The sequence below is a fragment of the Archangium gephyra genome, from assembly GCF_049060025.1.
GTDB classification, from domain to species: domain Bacteria; phylum Myxococcota; class Myxococcia; order Myxococcales; family Myxococcaceae; genus Archangium; species Archangium gephyra_A.
Map to the genome: position 1 here is coordinate 2,816,289 of NZ_JBMEQQ010000002.1, position 16,720 is coordinate 2,833,008.

General features: G+C 68.6%; 14 protein-coding genes and 1 other RNA gene. 11 read left to right on the forward strand and 4 right to left on the reverse strand.

From position 1 onward, the window contains the following. Positions 1-111 precede the first annotated feature (111 nt). Positions 112-330: a hypothetical protein gene (locus ACN28I_RS12140; protein WP_420942202.1), complete on the reverse strand. Its 219-nt coding sequence runs from the start codon at positions 328-330 to the stop codon at positions 112-114. Between the two features lie 219 nt (positions 331-549). On the opposite strand from ACN28I_RS12140, the gene ACN28I_RS12145 reads away from it, so the two are divergent. The 10 genes from ACN28I_RS12145 to ACN28I_RS12190 all read left to right on the forward strand — a co-directional run bounded on the left by ACN28I_RS12145 (position 550) and on the right by ACN28I_RS12190 (position 14,018). Then, on the forward strand, positions 550-1,458 hold the full coding sequence (locus tag ACN28I_RS12145; protein WP_420948626.1) for an AAA family ATPase: 909 nt from the start codon (positions 550-552) through the stop codon (positions 1,456-1,458). Positions 1,459-1,521: 63 nt separating this feature from the next. Next, a complete protein-coding gene (glnE, locus tag ACN28I_RS12150; protein ID WP_420942203.1) occupies positions 1,522-4,566 on the forward strand; it encodes a bifunctional [glutamate--ammonia ligase]-adenylyl-L-tyrosine phosphorylase/[glutamate--ammonia-ligase] adenylyltransferase in 3,045 nt (1,014 codons plus the stop codon). Between the two features lie 11 nt (positions 4,567-4,577). Next, positions 4,578-5,999, forward strand: a complete 1,422-nt coding sequence (locus ACN28I_RS12155) for a patatin-like phospholipase family protein (RefSeq protein ID WP_420942204.1) — start codon at positions 4,578-4,580, stop codon at positions 5,997-5,999. Positions 6,000-6,074: 75 nt separating this feature from the next. Next, positions 6,075-7,022, forward strand: coding sequence for a branched-chain amino acid transaminase (locus ACN28I_RS12160; protein ID WP_420942205.1), 948 nt, complete (start codon positions 6,075-6,077; stop codon positions 7,020-7,022). An 81-nt stretch (positions 7,023-7,103) separates the two neighbouring features. Then, entirely contained in the window at positions 7,104-8,438 is a 1,335-nt protein-coding gene (locus ACN28I_RS12165) for an AAA family ATPase (protein WP_420942206.1), read from the forward strand. Positions 8,439-8,568: 130 nt separating this feature from the next. Beyond that, positions 8,569-9,405 (forward strand): Fic family protein, encoded by an 837-nt coding sequence (locus ACN28I_RS12170; RefSeq protein ID WP_420942207.1) that lies wholly within the window; start codon positions 8,569-8,571, stop codon positions 9,403-9,405. Positions 9,406-9,408: 3 nt separating this feature from the next. Next, positions 9,409-10,242 (forward strand): deoxyribonuclease IV, encoded by an 834-nt coding sequence (locus ACN28I_RS12175; protein WP_420942208.1) that lies wholly within the window; start codon positions 9,409-9,411, stop codon positions 10,240-10,242. Positions 10,243-10,253: 11 nt separating this feature from the next. Then, positions 10,254-11,381: a DHH family phosphoesterase gene (locus ACN28I_RS12180; RefSeq protein WP_420942209.1), complete on the forward strand. Its 1,128-nt coding sequence runs from the start codon at positions 10,254-10,256 to the stop codon at positions 11,379-11,381. Next, positions 11,378-12,526, forward strand: coding sequence for a cysteine desulfurase family protein (locus ACN28I_RS12185; protein WP_420942210.1), 1,149 nt, complete (start codon positions 11,378-11,380; stop codon positions 12,524-12,526). The genes ACN28I_RS12180 and ACN28I_RS12185 overlap by 4 nt, the downstream gene beginning before the upstream one ends. A gap of 241 nt (positions 12,527-12,767) precedes the next feature. Further along, a complete protein-coding gene (locus ACN28I_RS12190; RefSeq protein ID WP_420940826.1) occupies positions 12,768-14,018 on the forward strand; it encodes an ISAs1 family transposase in 1,251 nt (416 codons plus the stop codon). A 71-nt stretch (positions 14,019-14,089) separates the two neighbouring features. Here ACN28I_RS12190 and ACN28I_RS12195 read toward each other — a convergent pair whose 3' ends face one another. The 3 genes from ACN28I_RS12195 to ACN28I_RS12205 all read right to left on the reverse strand — a co-directional run bounded on the left by ACN28I_RS12195 (position 14,090) and on the right by ACN28I_RS12205 (position 16,275). Continuing rightward, positions 14,090-14,260, reverse strand: coding sequence for a hypothetical protein (locus ACN28I_RS12195; RefSeq protein WP_420942211.1), 171 nt, complete (start codon positions 14,258-14,260; stop codon positions 14,090-14,092). A 211-nt stretch (positions 14,261-14,471) separates the two neighbouring features. Next, a complete protein-coding gene (locus ACN28I_RS12200; protein WP_420942212.1) occupies positions 14,472-15,413 on the reverse strand; it encodes a serine/threonine-protein kinase in 942 nt (313 codons plus the stop codon). A gap of 4 nt (positions 15,414-15,417) precedes the next feature. Then, on the reverse strand, positions 15,418-16,275 hold the full coding sequence (locus ACN28I_RS12205) for a tetratricopeptide repeat protein (protein ID WP_420942213.1): 858 nt from the start codon (positions 16,273-16,275) through the stop codon (positions 15,418-15,420). Positions 16,276-16,515: 240 nt separating this feature from the next. On the opposite strand from ACN28I_RS12205, the gene ssrS reads away from it, so the two are divergent. Continuing rightward, positions 16,516-16,707, forward strand: a non-coding RNA gene (gene ssrS, locus ACN28I_RS12210) — 6S RNA. Positions 16,708-16,720: the final 13 nt, after the last annotated feature.

The window sequence follows — 16,720 nt, forward strand, 5'->3', positions numbered from 1 at the left end:
CGATGGCGGGAGGACCCTCCGGGCGCGGTCTCGAGCAACTGGTCCAACAATCGGACCAGTTGGTGACGAGCGCGGCCGGGAGGTGTCTCGGAAGGACCTACGGCGGGTGGCTCAGAGCGCGGCGCGCGCCTGACGGACGAGGTCCTTGAGCTCCACGGTGGCGACCACCTCGCGGAAGGACACCCGGGTCCCCTGGGTCTGGGCCTGCAGGCGGGCCTGGTGCCAGCGATGCCGCATGGTCCGGGTGGCGACGTAGGCGACCAGCAGCATGAAGGCCCCCGGAATCAGGGCCACCGCCACCACGAGCACCATGCGCAACACCCAGGACATGACCGCCGCCTCCCAGCTACGAATGCGCGGCTCTATTGCACGTCGCGTGCCCATTGTGGGGAAATCATTTCCCAAGTTGTTCCGGCAACTTGCACAGCGAGCAACCGGCGAGTGCGGGTGGAAGGGGCTGGAGGTCTGGCATTTTTGCCGCAGTGGCCTGAAAACCCTTCGGTTAAGTTGAGGAGCGTGACCACCCCCTCCCCTTCGACCCAAGCGCATATCCTGAGCAGTGTGGAGGACGCGGAGACGCGCCTCGAGCAGGTGGGATATCTGGCCTCTCCGGAGATCGCGACCGCGAGCTTCCTGGCGGACCGGCTGCAGAAACCCATCCTGGTGGAGGGTCCGGCGGGGGTGGGCAAGACGGAGCTGGCCCGGGCGCTGTGCCAGGCGCTGGGGCGCGAGTTCATCCGCCTGCAGTGCTACGAGGGCCTGGACGAGGCGAAGGCGCTCTACGAGTGGGAGTACGCCAAGCAGCTGCTCTACACCCAGCTCCTGAAGGACAAGATCGGGGAGATGGTGCAGGGGACGGGGACGCTGGCGGAGGCGGCGGACCGGCTGGCGGCGAGCGACGCGGTGTTCTTCTCGGAGCGCTTCCTGCTGCCGCGGCCGGTGCTCAAGTCGCTGCTGTCGGACAAGCCGGCGCTGCTGCTGGTGGACGAGATCGACAAGGCGGATCCGGAGTTCGAGGCCTTCCTGCTGGAGGTGCTGTCGGACAACGCGGTGACGATTCCGGAGCTGGGGACGTTCCAGGCGAAGCACGTGCCGCGGGTGGTGCTGACGTCGAACAACGCGCGGGAGCTGTCGGACGCGCTGAAGAGACGGTGCCTGCACCTGCACATCGACTTCCCGGATCGGGAGCGGGAGCTGAAGATCATCCGCAGGCGGCTGCCGGAGGTGTCGAGGACGCTGGCGGAGCAGGTGGTGGAGGCGGTGGCGGCGATCCGGAAGCTGGATTTGAAGAAGGCGCCGTCGATCAGCGAGACGCTGGACTGGGTGCAGAGCCTGGCGCTGCTGAACGCGGAGTCGCTGACGGCGGACATGGTGGCGGCGACATTGAACCTGGTGCTGAAGCACGAGGGAGACATCGAGAAGGCGAAGAGCAACCTGGCGCAGATCGCACAGGCCTGAAAGGTGCCAAGAATCCCAGGTTGAACCCGTGTATGCCCCCTCTCCCTCTGGGAGAGGGCTGGGGTGAGGGTCGAGATGACCTGGACCGAGGAAACGCTGAGGGCAGAGGGCTTCGAGAACCCGAAGCGAGCGGCCAAGGAGCTCTCGGCCCTGTCGGCGGCACTCGGAGTCCCCTTGGCCGAACGCCTCCACGAGGCCTCGAAGCGGACCTCGGAACCCGACGAAATCATCGCGGCGTTCGATCGAATCCGTGAAGGCCTGCAAGGACTTTCAGAACCCACCCTCACCCGCCTGTGGGACTGGCTCCCGGCGCTCTTCCACGCGAGCACCTTCGCGCCGAGGCTGCTGACCACGAGGCCCGGACTCCTGCGCTGGCTGGCGGGCTCTCGCACACTGACGCGGGAGAAATCCCGGGAGCACTACCGCTGCGAGGCCTGGTCCGCCACGCGCCGCATCGCCCCCGCGGACGCGGAGGGCCTGTACCGCCGCCTGCGCCGCTACAAATACCGCGAGTTGCTGCGCCTCATGGTGCGCGACGCGGCCCTCCGCGCCCCCATGTCGGAGCTGGGCCGGGAGCAGACCGCCCTGTCCGAGGCGCTCATCGGCGCGGCCCTCGCCTGGGCGGAGCGCTCGCTCCAAGCGAAATACGGCACACCGGACACCCCGGGCTTCTGCATCCTGGGGATGGGGAAGCTGGGGGGCGAGGATCTCAACTTCAGCTCGGACGTGGACCTCATCTACCTGTATCGGGCGGACGGGCACACCACGGGAGGCACGTCGGGCGCACTGCCCACGGTGCAGTACTACACGCGGCTGGGCGAGGCGGTGACGCAGGCGCTGGCGAAGGTGACGGCGGAGGGCTTCTGCTACCGGGTGGACCTGAACCTGCGCCCGCAGGGACGAGCGGGGGCGATGGTCCTCTCCCTGTCCGCCGCGCTGGCGTACTACGAGACGTTCGGGCGCATGTGGGAGCGGGCGGCGCTCACCAAGGCGCGGGCGGTGGCCGGGGACGCGACACTCGCGGAGGAGCTGCTGAGCGAGCTGGGGCCGTTCATCTGGCGGCGGAGCCTGGACCTGTCGGCGGTGGACGGGCTGCGAGACCTGAAGGCGCAGATCGACATGCGGGGCAAGGCGAGCACGGATGACGTGAAGCTGGGCCCCGGGGGAATCCGCGAGGTGGAGTTCTTCGTCACCGCGCTCCAGCTGTTGCAGGGAGGCAAGGACCCGGTCCTGCGCGAGCCGAGGACGATGAGGGGGCTGCGCAAGCTGGAGCGTGCGGGCTTCGTCTCGGGGCCGGACGCGGACGCGCTGGAGGAGGCGTACGTCTTCCTGCGGCGGGTGGAGAACCGGCTGCAGATGCTGGAGGAGCGGCAGACGCAGGCGCTGCCCACGGGCGAGCGGGAGCGGCGCCGGCTGGCCACCTCGCTGGGCTTCGCGGACTGGGAGACCTTCCGGACCGAGCTGGAGCGGCACCGGCGCTTCGTGCTGGAGGCCTTCAACACGCTGCTGGGGCAGACGGCGCGGGACGAGGTGCCCGACGAGCCGTTGCTGGCGCTCGCGCTGGACCCGGACCTGCCGCCGGAGCAACGCCGGGAGGCACTGGCCCAGCGGGGCTTCGCGGACCCCGAGCGGGCACTGGCCGAGCTGGAGCGGCTGGCCCGGGTGCCCCACTCGCCCTTCACGGATGGGGGCTCGGGAGTGAAGGCGGTGCGGCTGCTGTCGGAGCTGGCGCAGACACCGGACCCGGACCAGGCGCTGCTGCACTTCTCGGACTTCCTCGCGCGGCTGCACCAACCCGAGGGCTACCTGCGGCTGCTCACGGGCATGCCCCGGGCGAGCCGCCGCCTCTTCAACCTCTTCGGGCAGAGCGACTACCTCTCGCGCATCTTCCTGCGGCACCCGGAGCTGCTGGACGCGCTGGTGCAGGCGCAGCTCGACGAGGCGCTGAAGTCCCCCGAGCGCATCCGCCAGGAGCTGGGCGCCCGGCTGGGGCGGCACCCGGACGCGGAGGCGAAGCACGGGGCGATGCCGCGCTTCAAGAACGAGGAGCTGCTGCGCATCGGGCTCAACGACATTGGAGGAGACCTCTCGGTGCCGGAGGTGGCGCGGCAGCTCACGGCGGTGGCGGACGGCATCCTCGACGAGTGCCTCTTCCTGGCGCTGGAGGAGCAGCGCGAGCGCTACGGCCTGCCGCTCGACGCGAGCGGGCAGCGCGAGGGGCTGGTGGTCATCGCCATGGGCAAGCTGGGCGGGTACGAGCTGGGCTACCACTCGGACCTGGACCTCATCTTCGTCTACAGCGGCAACGGCCAGGCCGAGACGAGCGGGGGCAGCCGCGGCGCCGTCTCCCACCACGAGTACTTCGCCAAGACCGTGCAGCGGCTCATGACGCTGCTCCAGGTGCAGCTGCGCGAGGGACACCTCTACAAGATCGACGCACGGCTGAGGCCCTCGGGGAACCAGGGGGCGCTGGTGGTGAGCCAGGACGCCCTGCGCGAGCACCACCAGAAGCGGGCGCAACTGTGGGAGCGCCAGGCCCTCATCAAGGCCCGGCCCGCCGCGGGAGACGCGGTGCGCTTCCGCTCCGTACAGGACGAGGTGCTCGCCCCGCTCGTCTACGAGCGTCCCCTCCCCCCGGATGCGGCGGCGGAGATCGACCGGTTGCGCACGCGCATGGAGCGCGAGCTGGCCCACGAGAACGCCCAGCAGCTCAACCCGAAGCTGGGCCAGGGCGGACTGGTGGACGTGGAGTTCACCGTCCAGTACCTGCAACTGGTGCACGGCCGGGAGCACCCGCGGGTCCGCGGCACCAACACACTGGCGGCGCTGGAGGGACTCCAGGCCGAGGGCCTCCTCCCCCCCGAGGACGCCGAGGCCCTGCGCCAGGGCTACCTCTTCCTGCGCCGGGTGGAGAACCGGCTGCGGCTCGTGCACGCCAGCTCCCTGGCCCATATGCCCACCGGAGGCCGGCCCCTGGCGCAGCTCGCGCGCAGACTGGGCGTCCTCGGCACGGAGCCGGGAGAAACGTTCCTCGCCCAATATCGAGCCTGCGCCGTCCGCGTGCGGGACGTGTATGCTCGCGTCCTTCGTGCCCCACGCCGTGCCTGAGTCCCCTGCCCGTGCTGCTGAAGCAACGCTTTGAAATCCTCCGGCCGCTCGAAGAGATGGAGCTGGCCCTGGTGCGCGCGTCGGTGGACTCACCCTCGCTCCTGGACCCGCGCGAGGAGGCCGTGCTGCGCACCGCGCTCTCCCTGGCGCGCCTCTACAAGCTCCGCCACGAGGGCCATGACCACCCGGTCGAAACGTGGACGGCGCCCATGCGCGAGGACGTGTCGCGCAGGCTCGCTCCGGTGCTGCTCGGCGGGCGCCGCATCACCCGCGACCAGCTCGTGCCGCACGTGCGCGACCTCCGCGCCCCGGTGCTCAAGCTGCGCGACGAGCTCGTCCACCACCTGCACGGGCGCGTGCCCGAGGAGGTGCTCCACCGCGAGCTGCGGCACAAGTCGCTCGTCGTCGTGGCCGGCGGCGGCGGAGGCGTGGCCTACGTGTACCTGGGGGTGATGAGCCTGCTGGACGAGCACGGCCTCAAGCCGTCGCTGCTGGCGGGCACCTCCATGGGCGCCATCCTGATGCTGATGCGCTCGCGCATGGCCCGCTTCGACCAGGGCGAGCTGGTGAACATCATCCGCGGCCTCTCCTGGCGGAAGCTCTTCCGCTTCATCTCCACGGAGAACCGCTACGGGATGCCGGCGGCGCTGCGGCTGTTCCTCCGCTCGGGCCTGGGCCGCTACTTCAACACCGGGCCGGGCCTGCCGGACTCGGGCCTGCGGCTGAAGGATCTGCCGGTGCCCATGCTCATCGCGGTGGGCGGCATCCGGCGCGGCATGCTGCCCAGGCCCCTCGAGTACTACGAGCGCCTGCTGGGCACGAGCCCGGTGAGCCTGCTCAGCCCCACGGGCGTGGCGCGCCGCATCCAGGCGGCGATGGGCACCCTGGCCGAGTTCTTCACCCGCCCGGAAATCATGGTGAAGCTCCACCTGGGCGCGGACGAGAAGACGGCCGGCTTCGACGCGATCGACGCGGCGGGCTTCTCCTCCTCCCTGCCCGGCGTCATCCACTACGACATGCTGCGCGACGACGCGCACATGCGCGGCCTGCTGGACGGGATGATGGAGGAGCAGGGCATCTTCCGGCTGCTGGACGGAGGCCTCGTGGACAACCTCCCGGTGAAGGCCGCCTGGAAGGCGGTGCACCACGGCAACATCGGCACGCGCAACGCCTTCTTCCTCGCGCTGGACGGCTTCGCCCCCAAGCTGACCACCCCCTTCTGGCTGCCCCTGCAACGGCTCGCGGCCATGACGGTGGCCCCCAACCTCCCCTACGCCCACCTCGTCAAACGCTTCGGCACCACCCTCTCCCCCCTGGAGCTGGTGCCCTCCGTCCAGTTGGCGACCAAGGCCATGCACTACGGCCGCAAGCAGCTCGGCGCGGACATGCCCTTCCTCTCCCGCATGCTCTCCCCCCTCCCCCACCTGGGGTGACGGACTGCTTTGAATTCAAACGAGTTCCTGGAAGAATGGGGTCCTCTCTCCTTTCCCCACCAAGAGGACCCCTTCATGAGCTCGACCTCCGGCAACGCCGCGCGCTCCGATCAGATCTGGCTCGATGGCAGGCTCATCAAATGGGACGAAGGCCAGGTGCACGTCATGACCCACGCCCTGCACTACGGGCTGGGGGTCTTCGAGGGCATCCGGGCCTACCGCACCCACGATGGCCGGCTGGCGGTGTTCCGCCTGCGCGAGCACATCGAGCGCCTGTTCGACTCGGCCCACATCTGCATGATGAAGCTGCCCTACACGGTGGAGCAGCTCATGGAGGCGTGCCTGGAGCTGCTGCGCAAGCAGAAGGAGCAGTTCGCCAACGGGGCCTACCTGCGGCCCATCGCCTTCATGGGCGACGGGGCCATGGGCCTGGGCGCCATCAACCCCACCCGCGTGGCCGTCACCGCCTGGGACTGGGGCGCGTACCTCGGGGACCGGGGCATCCGCGAGGGCATCCGCGCCAAGGTGAGCTCCTTCACCCGCATGCACGTCAACGTGAACATGGTGCGCGGGAAGATCTCCGGCCAGTACGTCAACTCCATCCTCGCCAAGCGCGAGGCCGTGCTCGCCGGCTATGACGAGGCCATCCTCCTGGACATCAGCGGCTTCGTCGCCGAGGCCTCCGGCGAGAACCTCTTCCTCGTCAACAAGAAGGGCATCATCAAGACCCCGCCCCTCTCCTCCCCCATCCTCGACGGCATCACCCGCGACACGGTGCTGAAGATTCTGCGCGACTCGGGCCGCACCGTGGAGGAGGTCACCGTCACCCGCGATGCCCTCTACATCGCCAACGAGGTCTTCTTCACCGGCACCGCCGCGGAGATCACCCCCGTGCGCGAGGTGGACAACCGCACCGTGGGCACCGGCAAGCCCGGCCCCATCACCCAGTATGTGCAGGAGACCTACTTCCGCACCGTCCGGGGCCAGGAGCCGCGTTACGTCGAGTGGCTCACCTACGTCTGACGGGCGATTGAGGGGCCTCCGAGCAGCCAGGGGACTCTGGACGTGCCGGAAGGGGGGCGGATCGGCTAGAACCAGGAGCCGATGCGCCCCGAGTACGACACCGCCCCCAATCCCTTCAATCTCGAGAACCCGTCCATCCTCGACATCGCTCCGCCGGAGCCCAAGTCGCTGGAGGAGACGGGCCTGAAGATCGGCCTGCTCTCGGACATCGCCCTGCGCTACCTGTACTACCAGGGCACCGCCACCGGCATGGACATGGCCCAGGAGCTGCGCCTGCCCTGGCCCGGCGTCATGGAGCACGTGGTGGACTTCCTCACCGCCGAGAAGCTGGTGGATCTGCGCGGCGGCAAGGGCTTCGGGCGCGCCTCGGTGGACTTCATCCTCACCGAGAAGGGCCGCGAGTACTCCAAGGGCGCCATCGAGCGCAGCACCTACGTGGGCCCCGCCCCCGTCCCCATCGAGCAGTACAACGCCCTCATCACCGCCCAGACGGAGGAGAGCCCCGTCATCAGCCGCGAGGATCTGGTGCAGGGCCTCGCCCACCTCACCGTCAACGCGGACCTGATGGACAAGCTGGGGCCGGCCGTCAACTCGGGCCGCTCGCTCTTCCTCTACGGCCCTCCGGGCAACGGCAAGACGAGCCTCGCCGAGGCCATCAGCCGCATGTTCGGCGGCGAGGTCTTCATCCCCCACTGTCTGGAGATCGACAACCAGATCATCAAGGTCTTCGACGCCCTCAACCACATCCCCCTCACGCTCGAGTCCGAGCGCGATGCGGCGGGCCGCCGGGCGACCTTCGAGATGGATCACCGCTGGCAGCTCTGCCGGCGCCCCGCCGTCGTCGTGGGCGGCGAGCTGACGCTCGAGACGTTGGATCTCATCTACTCGCCCACCGCGCGCTTCTACGAGGCGCCCTTCCAGGTGAAGGCCAATGGCGGGATGCTCCTCATCGACGACTTCGGCCGCCAGAAGGTGCACCCGACGGATCTGCTCAACCGGTGGATCGTCCCCCTGGAGAAGCGGGTGGACTTCCTCACCCTGCACACGGGCAAGAAGTTCGAGATCCCCTTCGATCAGCTCCTCGTCTTCTCCACCAACCTGGATCCCAAGGAGCTGGTGGACGAGGCCTTCCTGCGGCGCATCAAGTACAAGATCGAAGTGAACAACCCGGACGAGGAGGTCTACCGGGAGATCTTCGCGCGGGTGTGCGAGGCGGCGGGCATCCCCTACGTGGACCAGGCCGTCACCTACCTGCTCCAGCACTACTACAAGCCGAACAACATCCAGTTGCGCGCCTGCCACCCGAGAGATCTGGTGCAGCTCATCAAGGACGCGGCGCGCTACCGGCAGATCGCTCCGGCGCTTTCCAAGGATCTGCTCGACCAGGCATGCGAGGTCTTCCTGGTCAGTCTATGAGACAAGTAGCGTTTTAATTGTCCTAACCCGCTGGAATTTCTACAATCAGGAAACCGTTGTTCCCGCTGGCCGGGTTTTCGTCCCGACCCGCCGGTCCCGCTGGCAGCCGGTGTGAAGGAGCGTCACGTCCGTGAAGGAACGCTACCAAGAGATCGACGAGAAGAACGAAACGCTGCGCGACTACCTTGGCATCTTCAAGGACAAGAGCCGCGACTTCCTCGAGAAGTTCGAGATGTCGTGGATCTACCATGACGCGGCGCTCGAGGGCACGGTGTACACCCAGCAGGAGCTGGTGTCGGCGCTCTTCCCCGAGCGGGCCAGCATGGACCCGGCGATGATCCCCGTGGTGCTGGAGGTGCGCAACCACAAGGCGGCGTGCGACTTCCTGCGCGAAGAGGCGGGGGGTACGGGCAAGAAGCAGACGCAGATCACGCTGACCACCATCAAGCGGATCCACGATCTGCTGTGCGGCAGCACGCCGGAGGCGCAGCAGGCGCGCGCCAACATCGAGCGGCGTGAGCGCACGGAGAAGGAGCTGACCAAGGAGCGCGAGCGCAGCGGCTACCGCAAGGACATGCCCCTGCACCGCACGTACTTCCACGAGATCGCCCAGCCGGCGAAGATCCAGCCGATGCTGGAGAAGCTGGTGGACTACACGGGCAGCGCCGAGTTCCGCGAGTTCCACCCCATCAAGCAGGCGGCGGTGGCGCAGCACCGGTTCATGCAGATCTTCCCGTTCACGGAGAACAGCGGGAAGGTGGGCCGGATGCTCACCAACCTCGTGCTGCTGCGCAACGGGTACATGCCGGCGATCATCCACTCAATCGATCGTCAGCGGTACTACGAGTCGCTGCGGGGCGCGGAGGGCGTGTTCCGCGCGCTGCTGATGGACGCCATCGAGAACTCGTTGGACAACGGCGTGAAGTACTTCAAGGACATGAGCCGCCGCTACAAGGCCATCAACTAGGCCGTGCGCGTCGGGGCTCACGAGTCCATCGCGGGAGGCGTGAGCCGTGCGCTGGCGCGGGCCGAGGAGCATGGCGCGCGCAGCCTGCAGGTCTTCACGAAGAACGCCCGGGGCTGGAAGGCCCCGCCCCTCACCGAGGAGGAGTGCCACGCCTTCCGCGAGGAGGTGCGGCGCACGGGGCTGCCGGTGGTGGCACACGGCAGCTACCTGGTGAACCTCGGCACCGAGGAGCCGGCGCAGCTCGAGAAGTCGCTGGACTGCGTCGTCGAGGAGCTCACCCGGTGCGAGCGGCTCGGCATCCCCTGTCTCATCCTCCACCCGGGTGGACACCCGGACGAGCGGCGCGGGCTGGCGCTGATTGCCCGGGCGCTGGACGAGGTGCACGCGCGCACGCCGCGCTTCCAGTCCCGCATCTGCCTGGAGGTGACGGCGGGCCAGGGCAACTGCCTGGGCTGGCGCTTCGAGCACCTGGCGGAGGTGCTCTCCCAGACGGCGGACGCGGGGCGCCTGGGCATCTGTCTGGACACCTGCCATCTGTTCGCCGCGGGATACGATCTCTCGACGGAGGCCGGTTACCATGAGGTGATGGAGGAGTGTGACCGGGTGTTGGGGCTGGAGCGGGTGCACTGCATCCACCTCAACGACAGCAAGAAGCCGTTGGGCTGCCGGGTGGATCGCCACGAAGAAGTGGGCAAGGGAGCGATCGGGCTCACGCCTTTCCGCTGCCTGATGAAGGATGCCCGCTTCGTCAACACCATTGGAATCCTGGAGACCCCGTTCCCCGAGCGTTACGCAGAAGTCATCAAGCGTCTCGAATCGATGGGCCGGAGGAAGTAAACACAGCACCCATGCCTGCTACACCGACAGCCAACAGCCGCAGGACGTCCGGAAGCGGAGAGGGCTCCGAGCCCCCGCCGCCACGCCTCGCGAACCTGCCGGCACGCGCCAAGCTGGAGCGGCTGCTCCGGGTGGCCAAGGGCCACAAGAAGGCCCTCGTGCTCACCCATGACAATCCGGATCCGGACTCCATCGCCGCGGCGGTGGCGCTCGCCCAGCTGCTCAAGGAGCGTGCGGACGTGGAGGAGGCCCGGGTGGGTTACGGCGGCATCATCGGCCGGGCGGAGAACATCGCCTTCGTGAAGGTGCTGCGCCTGCCCGTGGTGCCCATCGCCCAGTTGGATCTGGACGAGTACGATTTGCTGGCGCTCGTGGACACGCAGCCGCCCACGGGCAACCACGCGATTCCGCCGCGCCTGAGGGGCGAGGTGGACATCGTCATCGACCACCACCCGCTGCGCAACGAGAGCCTCGAGTCGCCCTTCGCGGACGTGGGAGGAGACTTCGGCTCGACGTCGACGATGCTGGTGGAGTACCTGCGCGCCGCCGGGATGGAGCCGTCCACGGACGTGGCCACCGCGCTCTTCTACGGGCTGAAGGCGGACACGCGGGACCTGGGGCGCGAGACGACCCAGACGGACATCGACACGTACCTGTGGCTGTTCCCGCGGATGGACAAGAATCTGCTGGGGCAGATCGAGCACCCGGAGCTGCCCGCGCGGTACTTCCAGCTCTACCACACGGCCTTCGAGCGGGCGAAGGTGTACGGGGACACGGCCATCGTGACGGATCTGGAGGAGGTCTACTCCCCGGACATGGTGGCCGAGGTGGCCGAGCGGCTGATGTTCCTCGAGGGGATGAAGTGGTCGCTGGCGTACGCGACGTACCGCAACCAGCTCTTCCTGTCGCTGCGGGTGAAGGACCGGCGGATGAACGCGGGGCGGCTGATCCGGGAGATCTGCGAGGACCACGGCGGCTCGTCGGGAGGCCACGGCAGCATGGCGGGCGCGAGGATTCCGCTGTCGGGGAAGGCGACGCAGCGCAAGGCGGTGAAGCGCGAGCTGGTGCGCCGGTTCCTCGAGGCCTTTGGAGTCGCGGATGAGCGTCCGGTGGGGCTGCTGTCCGCGCCCTCGCCGTGATCTACTGGGACCACAACGCGGCCGCGCCGGTGCGGCCGGAAGTGGCCGCGCTGCTGGCGCGAGCCTGGGCCGAGGGAGGTTGGGGTAACGCCTCCAGCGTGCACCGGAGCGGGCGCGAGGCCCGGGGGCGGCTGGACGCGGCGCGGGCCCGGGTGGCGCACGTGCTGGGCTGCGAGCCGAAGGAAGTGTGCTTCACCGGCTCGGGCTCGGAGGCAGACGCGCTGGCGGTGAAGGGCGCCTGGCTCGCGCGGAAGGAGACGCGGCGGCGGCGCGTGGTGAGCTCGGCCATCGAGCACCCGGCGGTGCTGGCGGCGCTGAAGCAGTTGGAGGCGCTGGGCGCGGAGGTGGTGCGGGTGCGTCCGGGGCGGGACGGCCGGGTGCCGCTGGACGCGATGCTGGAGGCGCTGACGCCGGAGACGGTGCTGTGCTCGTTGATGTGGGCGAACAACGAGACGGGCGTGGTGCAGCCGGCGGCGGAGCTGTCGCGGGCCTGCCGCCAGCGGGGCATCCTGTTCCACACGGACGCGGTGCAGACGGTGGGAAAGCTGCCGGCGCACCTGCGCGAGGTGGACGCGGATCTGCTGGCGCTCTCGGCGCACAAGTTCGGAGGGCCGGCGGGAGCCGGAGTGCTGGTGGTGCGCAAGGGCGTGGAGGTGCAGGCACTGACTCCGGGACATCAGGAGGCGGGGCTGCGAGGAGGGACGCAGAACGTGCCCTACGCGGAGGCGCTCGCGCTGGCCCTGGAGCTGGCGCACGAGGAGCAGCCGGCGCACGCGGCCCGGGTGCAGGCACTGCGGGACACGTTCGAGCGGGAGGTGCGCTCGCGCATCCCGGACGTGACGGTGAACGGAGAGGGAGCGCCGCGGGTGCCGAACACGAGCAACCTGTGCTTCCACGGCGCGGACGGTGAGGCGCTGCTGATCGCCCTGGATCTGGAGGGCATCTGCGTCTCCTCGGGAGCGGCCTGCGCCTCGGGGACCCTGACGCCCTCCCACGTGCTGCTGGCGATGGGCCTCACACCGGCACAGGCGCACGGAGCGCTGCGCTTCTCGCTGGGTCCGGCGGCGACGGAAGCAGAAGTGGCCCGGGTCGTCGAAGCCCTGACCACCCACGTCCCCAGGGCCCGGGCCCTGAACCTGGAGTAACGGCCCCCAACACCAACAACCCCCGTCAACCTCCCCTCTCCCCTCGGGAGAGGGACGGGGTGAGGGTGCCAGGACCCCGGGTTGAATCTGTGTGTAGGCCCCCTCTCCCTCTGGGCAGGGCGAAAGCATTTAAGGGTGGGAAGGCCAGGGAAAAGGGCGGGCTGCCTACTTAGGGAGTAATAGTCGCGGGATGACCTGAGAGAGCGAGGCGACGCCGGAAGTCATATGCTTCGCCCCACTCATGGAGTCATCAGCACAAACCCAGCAAGGCAAGCAGGCACTCAACCTGCTCTGGCAGCACTTCAGCAGTTTGGAAGACCCACGAGTGGAGCGCGGCAAGCTCCACTCGCTGCACAACGTGTTGACGATGGCGCTGTGCGCGGTGGTTGGCGGGGCCGACGAGTGGGAGGCGGTGTACGAGTTCGCCCTGACCCATGCGGACTGGTTGGCCAGCTTGCTGCACATGCCCAACGGAGTACCCAGCAAGGATACCTTCCGCCGAGTGTTCTGCGCCCTGGAGCCAAGGGCCTTCGAGGCGTGCTTCCGCAGGTGGGTGAAGACGCTGGCCAGGGACCTCAACGCACAGGTGGTGGCGGTGGACGGCAAGAGCGTGCGCGGAGCACTGGGTACGGGCCTGGAGGACACAGTGCTGCACCTGGTGCACGTGTGGGCCAGCGAGCAGAAGCTGCTGTTGGCGCAAACGGCCGTGGAGGGAGCCCCTGGTGAAGTGAATGCAATCCCCCAACTGCTCAAGTTGCTGGAGTTGAAGGGGGCGGTGGTGACGGTGGACGCCAACGGGTGCACGGCCAAGGTGGCCCAGGCCATAGTGGAGGCAGGGGCCGACTACGTGCTGGCGCTCAAGGGCAACCGTGGGCCGTTGCATGAGCATGTGCAGGAGGTATTCGCCCAGGTACGCACTGCCGAGGAGAAGAAGTGGCAGGGTGACTTAGCCAGTCGCAGCGCGGACGACGAGCAAGCTCAGGGGCAGGTGCGCATCGGCGAGCAACAGGTGCAGCAGCTGTCGCACAGCCGTAGTGAGGACACGGGGCACGGCCGGCACGAGGTGCGCAGCGCCTGGGCGCTGGAGTTGAAGCTGGAGCAGGCGCCAGCCAGCGCGAGCACGTGGGTGAACCTGAGGTCAGCCGCCATGCTGCTGCGCGAGCGCACCGAGGGCGGCAAGACGACACGCGAGTGGCACTACTACCTCAGCAGCCTGGAGCCCCAGGCCGAGGAACTGGCCCGAATCATCCGCTCGCACTGGGGCGTGGAGAACGGCCTGCACTGGAGCCTGGACGTGAGCATGAACGAGGATTCACGCCCCATCCGCGACCACAATGGGGCGCAGAATTTCGCCCTGCTCAGTCGGATGGCCCTCACGCTGCTGCGGCGCGAGAAGACGTGCAAGAAGGGCGTGCCCACCAAACGCAAGAAAGCCGGCTGGGACTCCGGCTATCTTGCTCGCGTCCTGAAATCCGCAGCTTCCGATATTTAAATGCTTTCGCCCTGCCCTCTGGGAGAGGGCTGGGGTGAGGGTCTTCCTGTCCCCTCCCCCGTGTCCCCCGCCTACCACTTCTGGTCGGGGAGCTTCTTCTCGCGAACGCCATCCGGGGGCTGGCCATAACCCGGCGAGCCCTCATGGGACTCCTGGGGCTTGTCCGGCCCGCGCTCCACCTTGCGCTCCGTGTCCGCCTCGCGGGTCTCCTGCGGCTTCTGCTCCTTCTTCTCGGTCGCCATCTCGAATCCTCCCTCGCGCGCTGGCGCTTGCCTCGTGCGGGGGAAGATCGGCATGGGACGGAGGACCGGCATCCAGGGACGGGGCAGGCAAGAGAGCGCAAACCCTCACCCCAGCCCTCTCCCGGAGGGAGAGGGAGCCTACACAGGCGCAACCCGGGGTCCTGGCACCCTCACCCCAGCCCTCTCCCGGAGGGAGAGGGAGGAGGAGGCTTCACCTCACGTCGGTGATTCCGAACAGCCCGCGCACCACGGCGGCGATGGCCAGCGGCGTGCCCACGCGCTCGTCGTAATGCGGCGCCAGCGCCTCGGCGAAGGCCTCGGCCGTGACGAACCGGTCCTCGGGATTCACCGCGAAGCCGCGGTGGATGATCTCATCCAGCGTCTCGGGGATCTCCGGGCGGATGAGGCTCGGCGGCAGGTAGTCCCGGTAGACGATCTTCGTGAAGACCTCTTCCGGGGAGGTGCCGGTGAAGGGGCGCTGCAGCGTCAGCAGCTCGTAGAGCACGACGGTGGCGGCCCACAGGTCCACCGACGGGGCGATGGCGCCCTGCAGCGCCTCGGGCGAGAGGTAGTAGGGCTTGCCGAGCACCTCGCCCCCCTGGAGCACGCCGTCCACGCGCAGGCGGGCCACGCCGAAGTCGCCCAGCTTGATGTCCCCCAACCGCGAGATGAACACGTTGGAGGGCGAGATGTCGCAGTGGACGATGCCCAGCGGCTCGCCCTGGGGACCGGTGGCGGAGTGGGCGTAGGCCAGGGCCTCGAGCAGCGTGCGAGCCAGATAGACGCCGAAATCCAGGGGCAGGTGGATGCCGCGGTGCTTGCAGCGGCGGAGGATCTGCCCCAGGTCCCGGCCGTCCACCAGGTCCATGACGATGAAGTACTGGCCCTCGGCCACCCCCACGTCGAGCACCTGGACGATGTTGGGATGATCCAACTGCTTGGTGAGCCGGGCCTCGGCGGCGAAGAGGGCCACGGAGGCGGGATCCTGGGTGAGGGACGGCAACAGCCGCTTGAGGGCCACCGTCCAGCCCTGGCGGGGGCCAGTGCGGACGCGGGCGCGGAAGACCTCGGCCATGCCTCCCTTGCCGAGCTGCGACTGGATTTCGTAGTTGCCGAGGATCCGGGGGATCCGCGGCGTGGGAGAGGTGCTCACGCGCTCAGGGTCCCGTCTGTTGCCGCCTTCCGGCAGAGGCCTTGTTGTTCGCGACTGCCTGCTGGAGCAGCCCCACGTACTTGTTGAGCGAGGCCGCGTCCGAGCCCAGGAGCCGATCCAGTTCCTGATCCTGCGTGCCCTCGGGGATGCCGTAACCGAGCTTCACCGCCTGCCCCAGGTGGGCCAGGGCCTGCTTCCGGTCACCCAGCCGGCTGTAGGCGCAGGCCAGGTGGTAATGGATGCTCGGCTCACGCGGATTGAGCGTCCGCGCCCGGTTCAGGGCGTCGATGGCGTCAGGGGCCTGGCCACTCATCAACCAGGCCGTGCCCAACCCGAAGAAGGCCACCCAGTTGCGGTCGTCGTGGGTGATGCTCCGCTCGAACTCGGCCGCCGAGCCGCGCCACTCCTTCATCCCCAGCAGCCGGTTGCCCCGCTCCAGCGCCTCCTTGGCGGCCTCGGGGTGGCGCTTCTCCATGCGCAGGCGCGCCATGCGGGGGGCCCCGCCACGCACCGGGGCCTGGGCCGCCCCCGCCTGCGCCGGTTGCAGCACCAGCAGACCGCCCGTGCCCAGTACCGGCGCCTGACAACCCGCCTGCGGCCGCACATAGGCCGTCAGCGACCGGTCCTCCGGGCTGTAGAGGGCGAGGATGGGCACGGTCTCCACCGCGGGACACGACGCCCCTTCCAGGCAGAGGGTGAGCTGCCCCACCAGCACGCCGCCCTGGAGGTGGCCCTCCAACACCCGGCTCTGGGGCTTGAAGCGGCAGGGGCCACCGTCCGTGGCGTAGCCCACCAGCCGCTCGTGCTCGGCGCTCAGCTCCACCCGGCCCAGCACGTCCGCCTGATAGCTCCCCTGAGGCACGGTTTGGGCCGTGGCGGCTCCGGGGGCTGCGGCGATGAGGGCCGCGAGGCCAATTGTTCTGGAAACGGACGCCATGGGTGAAGTGGGAGCCCCTCCATCATAGGAGGTGGCCGCCTGCCTTGTAAACGCGCGGCAATGGCTTGACCCATCCGCACCGCGTTCTTATCATTCCTCCAGGCATTCCTGGGTTTCTCCAGGAGTTTCAAGTATTTGTAGTCAGGAGAAGTTTGGTAGAAGGGTTGTCCCCTGCGGGGCGCGTGATGCCCAGCAGAAATTCGAACCGATACGTCCATCACGGGGTCCGTTTCGAGTTCCATGAGCAAGCCCTCCCCTCACGGGAAGAGGGAAGCCTACGGAGCCACGACTTCGAACCCCACCTGGCTTTTTAGGGTTCAATGGACGCTAGGCACACGGCCATGCTGCGGGGGACTTTTTTTCTTCACTC